The organism is Caldisericia bacterium (assembly GCA_030018355.1).
Lineage (GTDB): Bacteria > Caldisericota > Caldisericia > B22-G15 > B22-G15 > JAAYUH01.
The window spans coordinates 189604-205578 of the sequence record JASEFN010000001.1; the positions used below are offsets into that span (position 1 = coordinate 189604).

Genomic DNA, 15975 nt, shown 5'->3' on the forward strand with positions numbered 1-15975 from the left:
ACCTCCAATTAGAATTATTATATCATCTCTGATATACTTTATTTTGATGAAAAAATTAGGTCTCTTTAAAAGAAAATTAGGTTTAGTTTTAATGGGAGGAGGAGCAAGAGGTTTAGCACATATTGGAGTTTTAGAAGCATTAATTGAAAATGGAATAAATTTTGATTTAATCTGTGGAACTTCAATGGGAGGAATAATTGGTGGACTTTTTGCATATGGATATACTCCTAATGAAATAAAAAACATGGCTATAAATTTTGATTATTCAAAATTATTAAAAATACCAAAAATTTCACTTTTTAAAAATTTAAATAACATTTTTGAGATAATATTACTTTCGACTTACGAAAGACTTTTCGAAAAAAAGGATGAAGAAGACAAAGTTGAAGAAATTTTAAAAGATCTTACAAATGATGCTTTAATAGAAAATCTTAAAACTCGTTTTTTCTGCACAGCAGTTGATTTGCTTTCTGGAAAAGAAATTATTTTTGATAAAGGACCTCTTTATAAGGCACTTAGAGCAACTATGTCTTATCCATTTATTTTTAAGCCAGTAAGTTACAATAGAATGCTTCTTGTTGATGGAGGTGTTCTTGATAATGCTCCAGTTATTAAGGCAAAGGAGTTTGGTGCAAAAAAGGTTCTTGTTGTTGATATTCATAGAGGTTTAAAAAGAGAGAGTATAAAAAATTTAAATTCTGATTTTGCAATATTAAAAAGAATATACAATGTTATGTCTGAAAAACTTGTTGAAATAAATTTAAATAAAGCAGATTACATTTTAAAAATTGACATTGAAAAAAATATGTTTGATTTTACAAATGCTCAAGAAATTATCTCTTTAGGTAAAGAAAGAACCATAAATGAGATTAAAAAAATAAAAAGAGCCCTCTTTTAATCTAAGGTTTTATTTCTTCAAGAACTTTCAAAATTTCATCAATTTTTTTCAACTCTTTACCCGCTAACTCAAAATTACCTTCGCCAGAATATTTTTTATAATTCTCAAATGCCTCTTTAAGATTTTTCAATAGTTCTAATAAATTTGTCTCCTTCTCAACACCTTTTTCATATTTAAAAAGTTCAGATAATGCATCTAATACAGTATCACCCCATGTTAGTCTATCTAAAGTTGCGCATATTACCTTTTTAAGTTGGGGAATTTTCCCTTGGGTTGCTTGAAGATAAACTGGTTCTATATATAAAATAGAATTATCAATTAAAAGAAGAAGAGTGTTTCCTCTAATTACTTGAGAACCTTGTTGATTCCAAAGTGTTAATGTTTTTGAAATTTCTTCATCCTGGTCAACTCTTGCTTCTATTTGTTGAGGTCCATAAATTAATGTTTCTTTTGAAAATTGATAAACTATCACCTTTCCATAATTTTCACCATCACACCTTCCAACAAAAAGAGAAATTAAATTACTTTTTCCAACTGGTGTCATGGGTAGAATATTAACAAATTCAACATTTCCATCTATATTCATAAAAATGAAATAAGGGATTATCTCTTGAATATTTTGAATATATTTTTCTTTTGCTTTATCCCATCTATCTTCTCTATTATAAAAAACTTGAACATCTTTCATATGATAATCTCTTAAAATATATGATTGAATTTCAACAAGATCATCAGGATATCTTAAATGTTTTTTAAGATCATCTGGCATTTCACTCATTGGTTTAAAAAGGTCTTTATAAATTTTTCTATATACATTAATTATTGGGTCTAATTCATCTACTACATAAAAATTGACATCTCCAGTATAGGCATTTACTGTGAATTTTACAGAATTTCTTATATAATTTAACGGAATGTCTCCATATCTTAATCTTTCAGAATATGGAAAATTATTGGAAATTGTAAATCCATCTCCAATCCAATACAGTTCTCCATTATCATTTATAACAATATATGGGTCATAGCCATAAAGGAGAAACGGGGCTATTTTATCAACTCTTTCAATAACATTTCTAAAGTAAAGAATTTTTGAACCTTGAGTTAAATATTTTGAAAGAAGTATATTTATATCTTTAAAATACATTGCAAAAATTGTCTTTCTTAAAAAATTATCAATTTTTACTCCACCATAAGCCTTATATTTTGTATAAACATTTTCATTTCCTTTTGGATAATCAAACTCCTCAGTTGATGTATTAACAAATATATAATCATTTGTTAATTCTCCAAAATATATTTCAGGTCTTGTTATTTTAATTCCCTCGACTTCAACTTTTGGTGGTATATCTTTAATTAAAAGAATGGGCAAACCTTCAGGCGTACTCTCATCAACTGCACTCAAGCATACTCCATAACCATGTGTAAATTTTAAATGTAAATTAACCCAACTTCTTGAATCAGAGGGCAAAAGATCTTTATCAAGTTCTCTTGCTGAAACCATAACTTCTCTTAATGATCCATTTATGATATACCTATCAATATCAACATCATTAAACTTATAATATGGTCTTATTCCTTGAATTTCTTTATATGTATCTTTAAGCGCTCTTGGATCCCAAATCCTTGCACTATTAATAACTGTTTGGTTCTTTTCAATTATTTCTTTAGTTACATTTGTCACTTTGCTTATTTCTACAAAATTGAAATTCTCTATTCCATATGCCTTTCTTGTATATTTTATATTGTATTCAAGGAAGGTGCTCTCCTTCGAAAACTCATTTGGATTAACAACAAATCTTTGATAAATTGATGGTAATATAGAATATAAAAATAAAATTGTTATTAATAAAAAGGAAATCAAAACAACAAGAGTTTTTCTTTTTCTATAATATATTTTGCTGTAATAGAAGAACAAAAGAGATCCCAGTATTACTAAAACAACTATCAAAACATAATAAATTGGTATTCTTATATAGTAATCTGTATATCCAATTCCATATACTGCTCCTCTTTTTGAGAACATAAAATTAAATATTGCAAGATATGTTTTAAAGGCAATTCCAAAAATTATAAAAGAGAAAATTTTTAAGAGTTTTCTTTTTATATCATCTTCTTTTAATTTAATTGATAGAACATATTTTAATTTTGAAAGTATTAAAAAGAAAATAAAGGAGAATAAAAGAACAAAAAATAAAATAGCAATAGTAATATTTGAAAGATCATTTAAAAAGGGAAGAGTAAAAAGATAAAATGATAAATCTTTATTTAAAATTTCGGTTTTAATTTGAGTTGGAATTTTATTTAAAAATAATAAAAGATTGTTGTAATTAAAATTAAGAATTGCTGTAAAAGTGACGCAAGAAATAAGAATTAAAATAAAGTGAATTATTTTAAATATAACTTTTTCTCTTTTTCTTTCTGGTGGTTCAAAAGGAGTAAGAATATATTCAAATCTTGTAATAAAGTAAAGAATTATAAATGTAGTCAAAAATATTACGCTATTTGCCACTAAATTGGTAAAGAATCTGATTAAAAAGACACTTTTATAATTTAAACTATCGAAGAAAAAATAATCTACAAAAATACCTGATAAAAGGTTTAAGAGAACAAGAACAATAAAAGGAATAAAGATTATAATAACAATTTGTGGTTTAATTTTTGATTTAGATTTGGATAAAACATAAAGAATAAAAGCAAGAAATAATAAAATAACTATTAATTGTCCCATCTAATATACCCCCAAATCTCTTAATTTCTCTTCATTAAATCCTAAATAATGGCCTATTTCATGTAACAAAACCTTTTTTATTTTCTCTCTAATTGAAATATTTTCTTGATTTGCAGCATTTTCAATCTCTTCTTTAAAAAGAACAATCTTATCTGGTAATACAAAATTATAATATGGACCTCTTTCTTTATATGGAACTCCTCTATAAAAACCTAAAAGATATCCTTTATCTTTTTCTTCAACTGTTATTTCTATATTCTCAAGTAATAATTTTATATCCTGAGGCAAATTATTAAATATCTCCTCTACTAAATTAAAAAACTCATTAAGTTCCATATATTTATTATATATCAAATAAACTTTTCTCTTTCTTTTCTTCCCTTAAATAGTTTATAAAAAATGTAAGAAACTAAAATTAATAGAATAAAAGAGATAATGGCGATGTAAATTTCATTTAAATATTGTTTTACAATATGTCTATATTCACCAAAAAAGTATCCAATAAAGGTCATAAATGAAACAACAAAGATATCTCCTAATAAAGAAAAAATGATAAAATTAATAATATTCATTTTTAATATTCCAGGTAGAATTGTTATATATTGTCTTATTGTTGGTATAAATTTTGTAAAAAAAACTGCATAGATTCCATAATGCCTAAACCATTCTTCCCCTCTTTCAACTGCTTCTTTTTTTATTCTAAAAATTTTTCCATAATTTTCTATAAAAGGTCTTCCAATTTTATAACCAATAAAATAATTTATAAGAGAACCACACAAACTTCCAAGTGAACCAGATAAAATAACGAGAAAAAGATTAAGATCACCTTTAGAAGCAAGGTATCCTGCTGGTATTATAAAAATTTCTGAAGAAATAGGTATAAATGAGCCATTTAAAACCATTGCAAAAAATAGTCCTAAATAACCTAATTTATCTATTAATTTTAAAATAAATTGAAAAACTTCACTCATCCATTTAATTATATATTGTGATAAAATTTTTATAAAATTTCTTTTTGGAGGAAAAGGAATGAAAGCAATAAGAAATATAAACATTTTTACGGGTGGAGAATCGCCAAAATTTATTAAGAATGGGTCGATTATTTTTAATGATAAGATTGTAAAAATATTGGAAAAAGACGATGATTTAAAAAAGTTTGATGTTGAAATAATAGATGGTAAAGGAAAATTATTGATTCCTGGTATGATAATTTCTCATGATCATCTTTATTCTTCTCTTGCAAGAGGAATTGGACTTAAAGATAGTTCACCTAGAAATTTTTATGAAATACTTGATAAATTATGGTGGAAACTTGATTTAGCCCTAGACAGAGAATCGGTTTATTATTCTGCATTAATTGGTCTTATTGATGCAATTAAGAATGGGGTTACATCAATAATAGATCATCACGCAAGTTTTGGATATATTAAAAATAGTTTAGACGAAATTGAAAATGCCCAAAACCAAATTAAAATAAGAGTTTCAACTTGCTTTGAAGTATCAGATAGATGGGGTGAGGAAAAAGCAAAAGAAAGTATCGAAGAAAATTTAAGATTTATTGAAAAACATAAAAAAAGAGCCAATAAATTTATTGTTCCAACCTTTGGGCTTCACGCTCTCTTTACACTAAGTGAGGAAACACTTAAAATGTGTAGTGAAATTGTTAAAGAATATCAAATACCAATTCATGTTCATCTTTCTGAAGATAGATTTGATAGAGATTATAATATAAAATTTTTTGGTCTCTCACCAGTTGAAAGATTATACAAAGAGAATATGTTAAATGATAAAACCCTTCTTATTCATTGTGTACATATTGATGAAAAGGATAGAAATTTAATTAAAGAGAGAAATTCAATTGTTATTCATAATCCTGAATCAAATATGAATAATGCTGTTGGTTTACCAGATATTTTTTCTTTACTAAAAAGGGGAGTTCTTGTTGGTCTTGGAACAGATGGATTCACGCATGATATGTTTAGAGAAACTCAAGTTTTATATATTGCTCATAAACATGATAAAAAAGATTCAAACATAGGATTTTTTGAATCTTATAAACTACTTTTCGAAAATAATCCAAAAATTGTATCTTCTATTTTTGATGAAAAAGTTGGTGAAATAAAAGAGGGTTTTGTAAGTGATTTTGTTATTTTAGATTACACCCCTCCAACACCATTAAATGAAAATAACTTTTTTGGCCATTTTATTTTTGGAATGTCAAGTAAGTTTGTAACTCATGTTTTTGTAAATGGAGAGTTAATAGTTAAAGACAGGGAGATTTTAGGTATTGATGAAGAAAAAATTTTTGAAGAGAGTAGAAAGATAACTCAAAGACTTTGGGAAAGGTTTGAATCTATCTAAATGGTCATTTTAAAAATTGCTTTATCGTTCGCAATAATTGTTTTTCTTATACAAAAGAAGGTTAAACCAGGACTTTCACTTATATTAGGTGCAACTTTACTTGGTATATTATACCCTTTTAAACCAACTTTATTAATAAAAAGTTTTTATAGTGCAATAATATTAAAAGATACAATTGAATTAATAATAACTTTAATTTTAATTTATCTTCTCTCATATTTACTTCAAGGAAAAGAAATATTGTCAAAAATGATTAAAAATCTTAACTCACTATTTCCAAAAAGAAAAGTAACTATTTTTCTCTCATCTATGCTGATAGGTCTTTTGCCAATGCCAGGTGGTGCTCTTTTTTCTGCTCCTCTTGTAGATAGTTTAACAAAAGATATAAATACAACTAATGAAAGAAAAGCATATATGAACTATTGGTTTAGACATGTCCTTGAAGGTGCTTTTCCAACATATCCAGGTATAATTCTTGCTGCAAAATTTTTAAATGTATCAATTAGAAGCGCTCTTCTTGCTCATATTTTTATTCCATTTGTACTTGTTTTTGTTGGTATATTTATAGGATTTAAAGGAATTTCAATACCACAAAACAAAAGTGAAGACGGAAATTTTAAAGATTTTTTGAAATATTTTTCTCCAATTTTATTAATATTAATTCTTATTTTTGTTTTTAATCTTGAAGTAGTTTATGCTATTTTGGTTTCTCTTACTCTTTCAATTTTATTTTTAAAACCAAGTAAAATCCAGTTTTTAGATTATATAAAAAAATCAATTAATTTAGATAACATACTTTTACCAATAGGAGTATATTTTTTTAGAAATCTTTTATCATTAGGAATTGCAAAAGATGTTTCAAATTCATTAATGCTTCTTGCAATTCCATCAATTCTTTTAATATTTTTTATGCCATTCTTAAGTGCATTTCTTACAGGACTAACATCAATGGGAGTCGCAATTTCATATCCAATAATTCTAAATCTCTTTTACCCAAAAGGGGCTCTTTCTTTTGCATTAATGGGTCTTGCTTATAGTGGTGCAGTTTGTGGAATTCTTTTTTCTCCACTTCATCTCTGCTTAATAGTTACAATAAATTATTTCAAGTGTGAATTATCAAAAATATATAAAAATTTGACTCTTTCAGTATCTTTATCTTCTTTTATTTTAATATTAATTTATTTTCTTCTTTTTAAATTAAATATTTAGGGAATACTAAAACCTGAATCTTCAATTTCAATTTCAACTTCTTTTAAATCTCCAAACAAAAAGGGAATTGAAACTTTTATCCTATCCCCACTTTTTAAAATTTTTATAATAGAATTTTCCTTTTCAATAAAAATGGGCAAAATCCTTGGTCCTATTTTTATATCTTTTAACTTCTGAGGATTGATTAAAATATGAGGGATTGTTGCTTCAAGAATATATTTGTAAGCCCAATGATTTTTATTCAAATCCACAAATTTATTAATATCCCCAAAATTACCACCTCTTCCAACTGCTTTAAGAATCATTGTTATAAATTCTGCCCTTGTAACTTTCTTTTCACCTCTAAAAGTTTTATCTTGATAACCAGAAATTATTCCACTTTTATAAACTGCACCAATAATTCCCTTTGCCCAGTAAGAAGAAGGTATGTCAATGAAATAATTACCATAATCTTCGTTTAAAGAAAGAATTTTAAAAATAATTGCAGCTGCTTCAGATCTTTTAAGTGGCTCCTCAGGTTTAAATGTTCCATCCTTATATCCACTCATTAAACCATTTGATATAACATTTAAAATATAATCTTTACCCCAGTACCCATCTTTTACATCTTTTGGTAAATTTAATGAATCATATCTACTTAGTAGAAATGTATTTGATAAAATTACAGCAACTTCTACTCTTTTTATAGGATTATCTGGTTTAAAAGTGCCATCTGGATATCCTGAAATAATTGGATTATGGAAAATTTTTAGGCATTTTATTAAAATATCCTTCTTTATAACCATCTCATCAAGGTAAAATTCAAAAGTGGTTGTTGTATCACAAGTAGATATAGATTTAAATTCTAAATTTATTTTTAATTCCTCATTTATTCCAATTTTATCTATTTTTATCTCAACAATATTCTCTTTTGTATAATATTCTCCTAAAATTTTAAAATCTTTTGGAACTTTTATTTTAAGAATCTTTTCTTTTGCTTCTTTTGTTCCACTATTATTAATAATTATGTTAAAAATTATATTTGAATATAAATAAACCTCATCTTTACTTTCAACTCTCATTGAAAGTTTTGGCTCACCTTCTCCTTTAATAAAAATATCGATCTCCTTCTTAACATTTGTTGTCTCACTTATATATTGAAGGCTCATCTTTTCTTTTTTATCAAAAATAGTTTCTTTTACTTTAAATTCAATATTTATGTTAAAACTCTCATTTTCTTTTATTGAATCAAAATTTAGATAAAAAATACTTTCTTCTCTTTTAAATTGACCTAGATTTGAAGAAAGATATTCTAAAGAATTTGGAATTGATATTTTAACAGAAACATTTTTATCAGGATAATTACCAATATTTTTAATTAAAAAGTTCAAATTAAATGTTGAATTTGAATTTATATTAAGAGTTTGTGGTAAATCTATAACAATTTGAGGCTTTCCAGTAATAACCAATTCAGTAGGCTCATCTAAAATAAAACTCGAGGGAATTTCATCATCTATTCCATCTTTATCACTTTTTTCAATTATTCTTAATTTTCCATAAATATTATACTCAATCTCTCCTTGAAGGGAATATTTTGAATTTACTAAAATGTTTTCTCCTATTAAAAAAGAAAATTTAATAAACTCACTTGAATTTTTACCCACCTTTATATTTTCAACTAATATTAAATTGTCTTCGATTTTATAAATGGATCCTTTTGGATTTGATAGAACTTTTATATCTTTAAACTCCTTAGGAATTTTTATTTTATATATTACATTATCAATATCTTCATCTCCTTTATTTTTAATCTCTGCCAAAAACTCCACATTTTCTCCTTTTTCTCCTTGTGTTGTTCTTTTTAAAATAAGATCTAGAAAAGGAGCCCTTTTTTCAACAAGAACTTTTTGAAATTCAGAGGTGTTTAATTTAGTATCAGTAAATGTTGTAAGAATATACTTTCCAAGGAGATTTTCATCTGTTAAAACAAAAAAGATCTCTTCATTTTTTTCAATTTTTTTATCTCCTAAAAAGTTGTAAGAATTTTTACCTAAAATATCTGAAGAAAAAATTTCAATTTTTCCATTTTTATCACTTTTAATCCAAAGAAGAAGACTTTTCCCAAAAATTTTACAAAAAGAAATTTCTATAGGAGTTATATCTTCGTTTCCTCCATTTAAAATTATATTTTCGTCATTATCTATAAAAATATTTTTTGAAAAACTATTGTATTTATTACTTTTATCTTCAAAGAATATTCCTTTCTTATTTTTTTCAAATCTATTTTCATTTATTGAATTTTTTTCACAAGAATTAAAACATCTTATTCCATATTCATTTTCTTTAAAAATATTTTTAAATATAAAATTATTTGAGGAAAAGAATTCAACATTTATACCATAACTATTTTTAATGAATTCATTTGTGTAAATTCTTGATGCTGTTCCATAATAAAGATGTATTCCATTTAAATTATTTGAAAAAGAATTTTCAAAAATATCATTATTCTCTTGAAAACTATCTCTTAAAAAAATCCCGTCTTCATTTCCAATAAAAAAACTTTTAGAAATTTTATTTTTAGTTGAACTATAAAAAACTCTTATTCCTGTTTGATTGTTTAATATATTTGAATTTTTAATCTCATTAGAGGATGAAAAATAAAATCTTATGCCAAAAGAACAATTTTCAATTTTAACACCATCAATTAGATTATAATTTGAATAGTAAAGGTAAATACCATAATTTAAATTTTTAAATGTTGAGTTAAAAATTTTTATATTACTTGACTTAAAAAGATGAACTCCTGTGTCTCCTTTTTCAATTGAAATATTTTTAATAACACCTCTTGTTGTTTCAACTCTAATGTAATCTTTATTTTTAAAATTTTTTAAATATAATCCAGAGATTTCAAATTCGCTCTTAAAAATAAAAAGAGAATCTGAAGTTAAAAAGGATGCATCAATTATAATAAGTGGTTTATCTTTTTCTAACTCTGGGGCTCTTTCATTTTGTGATAATCCGTCAATTATAATTTTCCTCTCTATTATTGGTAAATTGCTTCTTAACTCAATTGTCCAACCCTTCCCATTAAAATTTTTATCCTCCTTAGGAATATCAAATTTTATGGTTCCACCAAATTTATTTGCTTCTTCAATTGCCCATAAGAAAGAACCATCTCCTGATGGATTTGTATTTTTTACAACAAAAATATTTTCTCCTTTAACTAATTTTATTTGTAAAACCAAAAAAATTAAAATTAAAATAACAAAAATTTTCTTCATGCCTTAATCTCTCCTTTCTTTTTTACATAATTTATATTTTACACTAACCCTAAAAATAAAAAAGCCCCGGATTCTCTCCGGGGCTAATCTTTTAGAAACCTCTTAAATCCTTATCTATTAAGAAAGTTTCCTAACATTCTTTGCCTGTGGTCCCTTTTTTCCTTCTTGTACTTCAAATTCAACTGCATCGCCCTCTTTTAATGTTTTGAAACCTGAACCCTCAATAGCGGTGTAATGTACAAAGACATCTTCACCACCATCATCTCTTGTAATAAACCCATAACCCTTTGAAGAGTCAAACCACTTTACTTTACCTTTAATCATGCTAATGCTTCCTCCTAAAAATCGTTTAGTACCTTTAAGGCACGATTTGAGTTTAACAGAAATTAATGTTTTGTCAAGTATGTAAATTTTCTCGCTCTTTTAGTTTCGAGTGTAAAATAGAATGCATCTTTATCAATTTCTTTTATTAATCTTTCAAATTTTTTGATGTCTTTTCTTTTTAAAGTAACATAAAGTATATCTTTCTCACCCTTTAAACCTTCTCCTTTAACATTTGTTACAATATAACCTTCGTCTCTTAAAAGTTTTATTATTTCTCCATCACATTTTGTTGGAATAACAATAAATGTCTCATAACCAATTCCGAGGTGTTCATCAATAAGCATTCCAATGTAATTACCAACTGCAAACCCAAGAGAATAAACAGAAAGATTTAAAAAGTTATCAAGATGTTCAAGAACAAGGTTTAAACCAATAACATAAAGAATAGTTTCAAGAAATGATGTAATAAATGTTAGAAACTTTTCTCCTTTAATCATTAAAATTGTTCTAAAACTTGAAATTGTTATTCCAACAACTCTAATTAAAAAAATTATAATAGCAATCTTTATTACTTCAAAATTCATATAGATACTCCTAATATTAAATAATATAGATATATTTATACCATAATAAATGATATAATGTTAATGATTATGAAAAAAATTATCATTTTAATCATTATTTTTATAATTTTTTATGTTTTTCTTTTCTTTTTATCAAAGAATTTTGATAAAAATTATTTACTTGGTTGTGGATGGAAAGTGTATTTAAAAGAAAGTGAGAACACAATAAAAATTATAAAAGTTGGTGTATTAAAAGAAGGGGACGAGATTTTTGTTAAAAATGTAAAAATTTATCCTGAAACAAATGGAATCCTTTCTTTTGATTTAATAAAAGATTTAACTAAAATAAATCTTGAGACACCTTTTATAGATTTAATAAAAATTGTTTCAAAAAAAAGCGGCTTAATTTTAATAAAAGTTCAATTTGAAGAAAAGAAGTATGATTTTATAAATTATCTTTTTGGACTTCCTATAAGAATAGATGAAATAAAAATAAAAGTTCCTTTAAATATTTTAGAAATTTCGATTGAGTAAGGAGGTGTTATAGTTTATGGAAATTAAAACAGTAAAAATTAATAATCCAGAAAATTTAAATGTAATAATTGGTCAATCGCACTTTATTAAAACAGTAGAAGATCTCTATGAAGCATTAATTACGAGTTCTACATCAATTAAATTTGGAATTGCTTTTAATGAATCATCCGGCCCAAGACTTATTAGATTTGCTGGAAATGATGAATCATTAATTGAACTTGCAAAAGAGAATGCAATGAATATTGGTGCAGGCCATATATTTGTTATATTTCTTAAAGATGCTTATCCAATAAATGTCTTAAATAGAATAAAAATGGTTCAAGAAGTTGTAAGAATTTTTGTTGCAAGTGCGAATCCAATCGAAGTGATTATTGCTGAAACAGAGCAAGGAAGAGGAGTTTTGGGCGTAATTGATGGTGAAACGCCTTTAGGATTTGAAGGCGAAGAAGATAAAATAAAAAGAAAGGAATTTTTGAGAAAAATAGGATATAAATTATGAAAATTGAGAGTTATGAATTTGGAAGAATTATAATAGACGGAAAAGAGTACACAAGAGATCTTATTATATTAGGAGATAAAATAATTTCAAATTGGTGGAGAGAGGAGGGTCATTTTCTTCAAATAGTTGATGCCTTATATGTTTTCGAATTTAAACCTGAGGTTTTAATAATTGGTACTGGTGCTAATGGATTAATGAAAGTCAGTGATGATTTAATTAAAAAACTTCAAGAAGAAAAAATTGATTACTATATTTTAAAAACAAAAGATGCAGTAAAAAAGTTTAATGAAATTGAAAACAAAAAGAAAGCTGCTCTCTTTCATTTAACCTGTTAATTTGAAAAAGTTATTAAAAAATGGATAATTAAATTAGAAGATAAAATAAAAAGGAGGTGAGGAAAATGTATTATATTATTTATAAGGACAAATTAAGAGAAGGAAAAACAATTGATGATTTTAAAGCATGGCTTAATGAATTTATGCCTATTCAAAGAGAATGGGGAGCAAAAGATTATGATATCTATAAACCACTTTATGGTGAAGCAAACATTTTTTATGTAAGATATACAGTTGAATCTCTTGATAGATGGAAAAAGGGGTTAGAATCTGAAATGGGTAAAGCACTTATTGAAGCAATAAGTAAAATAATTGATATTGCTCATGTTGAAGTTGAGGTGATGGAGAAAATAGAGATATAATATAAAAATATATGGCAAAATATATTTTTCTCACAGGAGGAGTAATGTCCTCCTTGGGTAAAGGAATAATTGCTTCATCTCTTGGACTTATTACAAAGAGTATGGGTTATAAAGTCTCTATGTTAAAGTTTGATCCCTATTTGAATGTTGATGCAGGATCAATGAATCCCTACCAACATGGCGAAGTTTTTGTTACAAAAGATGGAGGAGAGGTGGATCTTGATATTGGTCATTATGAGCGATTTTTAAATCAAAATTTTTCAAGATATAACAATATAACAAGTGGATATCTCTATAAAACAATTATTGAAAAAGAGAGGAGAGGAGATTTTTTAGGTCAAACAATACAAGTTATACCCCATTTAACGCAAGAGATAATTAATTTTATAAAAGATGTTCAAAGAAAAGACGATGCCGAAATTATCATTATTGAAATTGGTGGTACAGTTGGTGATATTGAATCTCTTCCATTTATTGAAGCATCATCAGAATTAAAAATGGAAGAAAAAGATGTATTTTTTATCCATGTAACTTATGTTCCATATCTTGAAACAACAGAAGAACTCAAAACAAAACCAACACAACACTCTGTTAAAGAGTTAAGAAGTTTAGGAGTTTACCCTGATATTTTGTTTTTAAGAAGTAAAAAAGATATTGGAAAAAGTGAGAGAGAAAAGTTATCCCGCTATCTTGGATTATCAATTGAAAAAATAATACCAGTTAAAGATCTTGAATCGCACTATTTTGTGCCTGAAGTTCTTTTAAATTCAAACATTAAAAATATTTTAGAAAGCCTTTTTAATGAAAAAAGGTGTTTAGAAATTTCAGATTGGTTAAATTTTACATCTAAAATTAATAAAGGTAATAAAACTAAAAAAGTTGGAATTTTAGGAAAATATGTTGAATTAAAGGATGCATACCTTTCTTTAAAAGAAGCACTTATTCATTCTAGTGTTGAACTCGGAATAAATGTTGAAATTAGTTGGATATCTTCAGAAGATAAAGAAAATTTATATAAAAATCTTAAAAATGTTGATGGAATTATAATACCAGGAGGTTTTGGAAAAAGAGGAATTGAAGGAATGATTGAAGGGGCTTTCTTTGCGAGAGAGAACAAAAAACCACTTCTTGGAATTTGCCTTGGTCTTCAAATAATTTTAATTGAGTTTTTTAGAAATGTGGTTGGTTATAAAGAAGCAAATTCAACTGAATTTGATAAAGACACTCCCTATCCAGTAATAGATCTTCTCTCTTCACAAAGAGAAGTGAAAACTCTTGGAGGAACAATGAGATTAGGAGAAAGTGAAATAGTAATTAAAGAGAATACAAAGGCATATTCAATTTATAAACAAGGATTTATAAAAGAGAGACATAGACATAGATACACCTTTAATCTTGATTTTATAAATGAATTGACACATGGAGGATTTATAATTTCTGGAAGAAGTAAAGATGGAGAAGTTGAGATTGTTGAACTTAAAGATCATCCATTTTATATTGGTGTACAATATCATCCAGAATTTTCATCAAAACCACTTTCACCAAACAATTTATTTACTGAATTTTTGAAGAGTCTTTAAAAAGTTTTCAAAATGTTCTGGAAGGGGTGATTCAAATTCTAATCTTTCACCAGTCCTAGGATGGTTTAAAATTAATTTTTTTGCATGAAGAAGTTGTCCAGATAATTCTTTAACTGGAACACCATAAATCTTATCTCCAACAATAGGATATCCTACATAACTTAAATGAACTCTAATTTGATGTGTTCTTCCAGTTTTTAAAGAAACCTCAAGTAATGTATAACCTTTATATCTTTCTAAAACCTTAAAACTTGTTTCTGCTTCCTTTCCAAGAGAAGATGGTTTAACAAATTTTTTTGATTTAAAATTTTTTATTAGAGGTATTGAAATTTTCCCTTCATCATCTACAACTTCACCTTTAACTAAAGCATAATATATTCTTTTAATTTTTCTCTCTTTTAGATCTTTAGATAAAACTTGATGGGCAAAATCATTTTTTGCAACAACAAGAAGACCTGAGGTATCTTTATCTAATCTATGAACAATACCAGGCCTTAAAACTCCTCCAATTTGTGAAAGATGTTTAAGATGATAAAGAAGTGCATTTACAAGAGTTCCATTTTTTCTCTTACCTGTTGGATGAGTTAGCATTCCTTGAGGTTTATTTACAATTGCGATATCATAATCTTCATATAAAATTTCAATATTGAGTTCTTCTGGTTTTAGTTGAAGTTCTTTTGGCTCTGGAATTATAACTTCAATGAAATCTTTCTCTTTTACCTTATAAGATGGTTTTTTTACTTCTCCATTAACAAGTACATTCCCTTCTTTTATTAAATTTTTAATATATTCTCTACTATACTCTATTAAATTTTTCTTAATAAATGTATCTAATCTTTCACCCTTTTCATTTGAAATAAATTTTATAACTCTTTTTTCCATAAATAAACTACAATTAAAACAACTCCAACAGTTATATATGTATCTGAAAGATTAAACACAGGAAAGTTTTTTACGCTAATAAAATCAACTACAAATCCATAAAGAATTCTGTCGATTAAATTTCCAACTATTCCTGAAAAAATTAAAGAAATAAGAAAAATTAAAAAACAAGAATTAAATTTATATTTAAATAAAAATATAAAAATTAAAAAAAGAGCTAAAATAGAAAAAACTATAAAAAAAATTTTACCATCAGGAAAAATTCCAAAAATTCCACCCCTATTGTCAACTCTCTCAAATTTTAAAAAATCACCTAAAATTTTTATACTTTCCCCATATTTAATATTTTTAATAACAAAAATTTTTGATAATCTATCTAAAAATACAAAAATACAAGAAAAAATTATAAAAATTATAAACTTCATAAAATATATATTATC

Annotated in this window: 16 protein-coding genes; 8 read left to right on the forward strand and 8 right to left on the reverse strand. The window is 25.8% G+C overall.

From position 1 onward, the window contains the following. The first annotated feature begins 46 nt into the window (after positions 1-46). Positions 47-898, forward strand: a complete 852-nt coding sequence (locus QMD25_00900; GenBank protein MDI6860560.1) for a patatin-like phospholipase family protein — start codon at positions 47-49, stop codon at positions 896-898. Between the two features lies 1 nt (position 899). Here the strand turns inward: QMD25_00900 and QMD25_00905 are convergent, their stop codons facing one another. The 3 genes from QMD25_00905 to QMD25_00915 are packed head-to-tail and all read right to left on the reverse strand — an operon-like array spanning position 900 to position 4681. Then, complete coding sequence (locus tag QMD25_00905; GenBank protein MDI6860561.1) at positions 900-3626, reverse strand: UPF0182 family protein; 2727 nt, start codon at positions 3624-3626, stop codon at positions 900-902. Next, the gene (locus tag QMD25_00910; GenBank protein MDI6860562.1) at positions 3627-3980 is read right to left on the reverse strand and encodes a metallopeptidase family protein; all 354 of its coding nucleotides are present in this window, start codon (positions 3978-3980) and stop codon (positions 3627-3629) included. Beyond that, positions 3977-4681 carry a DedA family protein gene (locus QMD25_00915; GenBank protein ID MDI6860563.1) on the reverse strand — a complete coding sequence of 235 codons (705 nt, stop codon included), beginning with the start codon at positions 4679-4681 and terminating at the stop codon, positions 3977-3979. The genes QMD25_00910 and QMD25_00915 overlap by 4 nt, the downstream gene beginning before the upstream one ends. Between QMD25_00915 and ssnA the strand changes: the two genes are divergently transcribed. Together ssnA and QMD25_00925 are read left to right on the forward strand one after the other, a co-directional pair. Beyond that, positions 4656-5987: a putative aminohydrolase SsnA gene (ssnA, locus tag QMD25_00920; protein MDI6860564.1), complete on the forward strand. Its 1332-nt coding sequence runs from the start codon at positions 4656-4658 to the stop codon at positions 5985-5987. The genes QMD25_00915 and ssnA overlap by 26 nt on opposite strands. Continuing rightward, complete coding sequence (locus QMD25_00925; GenBank protein MDI6860565.1) at positions 5988-7196, forward strand: DUF401 family protein; 1209 nt, start codon at positions 5988-5990, stop codon at positions 7194-7196. Here the strand turns inward: QMD25_00925 and QMD25_00930 are convergent. From QMD25_00930 to QMD25_00940, 3 genes are all read right to left on the reverse strand, one after another. Then, positions 7193-10456 carry an S-layer homology domain-containing protein gene (locus QMD25_00930; protein ID MDI6860566.1) on the reverse strand — a complete coding sequence of 1088 codons (3264 nt, stop codon included), beginning with the start codon at positions 10454-10456 and terminating at the stop codon, positions 7193-7195. The two genes, QMD25_00925 and QMD25_00930, sit on opposite strands and share 4 nt — an antisense overlap. A 117-nt stretch (positions 10457-10573) precedes the next feature. Then, a complete protein-coding gene (locus QMD25_00935) occupies positions 10574-10777 on the reverse strand; it encodes a cold shock domain-containing protein (GenBank protein ID MDI6860567.1) in 204 nt (67 codons plus the stop codon). Between the two features lie 65 nt (positions 10778-10842). Further along, positions 10843-11364: a DUF5698 domain-containing protein gene (locus tag QMD25_00940; GenBank protein MDI6860568.1), complete on the reverse strand. Its 522-nt coding sequence runs from the start codon at positions 11362-11364 to the stop codon at positions 10843-10845. 69 nt (positions 11365-11433) lie between these two features. Here QMD25_00940 and QMD25_00945 point away from each other — a divergent pair, with 69 nt between their 5' ends. From QMD25_00945 to QMD25_00965, 5 genes are all read left to right on the forward strand, one after another. After that, positions 11434-11877, forward strand: coding sequence for a hypothetical protein (locus tag QMD25_00945; GenBank protein ID MDI6860569.1), 444 nt, complete (start codon positions 11434-11436; stop codon positions 11875-11877). Between the two features lie 16 nt (positions 11878-11893). Next, positions 11894-12376 carry an adenosine-specific kinase gene (locus QMD25_00950; protein MDI6860570.1) on the forward strand — a complete coding sequence of 161 codons (483 nt, stop codon included), beginning with the start codon at positions 11894-11896 and terminating at the stop codon, positions 12374-12376. Then, complete coding sequence (locus QMD25_00955) at positions 12373-12711, forward strand: MTH938/NDUFAF3 family protein (protein ID MDI6860571.1); 339 nt, start codon at positions 12373-12375, stop codon at positions 12709-12711. Before QMD25_00950 ends, QMD25_00955 begins: the two co-directional genes overlap by 4 nt. 65 nt (positions 12712-12776) lie before the next feature. Beyond that, entirely contained in the window at positions 12777-13073 is a 297-nt protein-coding gene (locus QMD25_00960; protein MDI6860572.1) for a hypothetical protein, read from the forward strand. Between the two features lie 11 nt (positions 13074-13084). Beyond that, on the forward strand, positions 13085-14653 hold the full coding sequence (locus tag QMD25_00965) for a CTP synthase (protein MDI6860573.1): 1569 nt from the start codon (positions 13085-13087) through the stop codon (positions 14651-14653). Here the strand turns inward: QMD25_00965 and QMD25_00970 are convergent. Next, a complete protein-coding gene (locus QMD25_00970) occupies positions 14624-15535 on the reverse strand; it encodes an RluA family pseudouridine synthase (protein ID MDI6860574.1) in 912 nt (303 codons plus the stop codon). The genes QMD25_00965 and QMD25_00970 overlap by 30 nt on opposite strands. Next, a complete protein-coding gene (gene lspA, locus QMD25_00975) occupies positions 15517-15960 on the reverse strand; it encodes a signal peptidase II (protein MDI6860575.1) in 444 nt (147 codons plus the stop codon). Before lspA ends, QMD25_00970 begins: the two co-directional genes overlap by 19 nt. Positions 15961-15975: the final 15 nt, after the last annotated feature.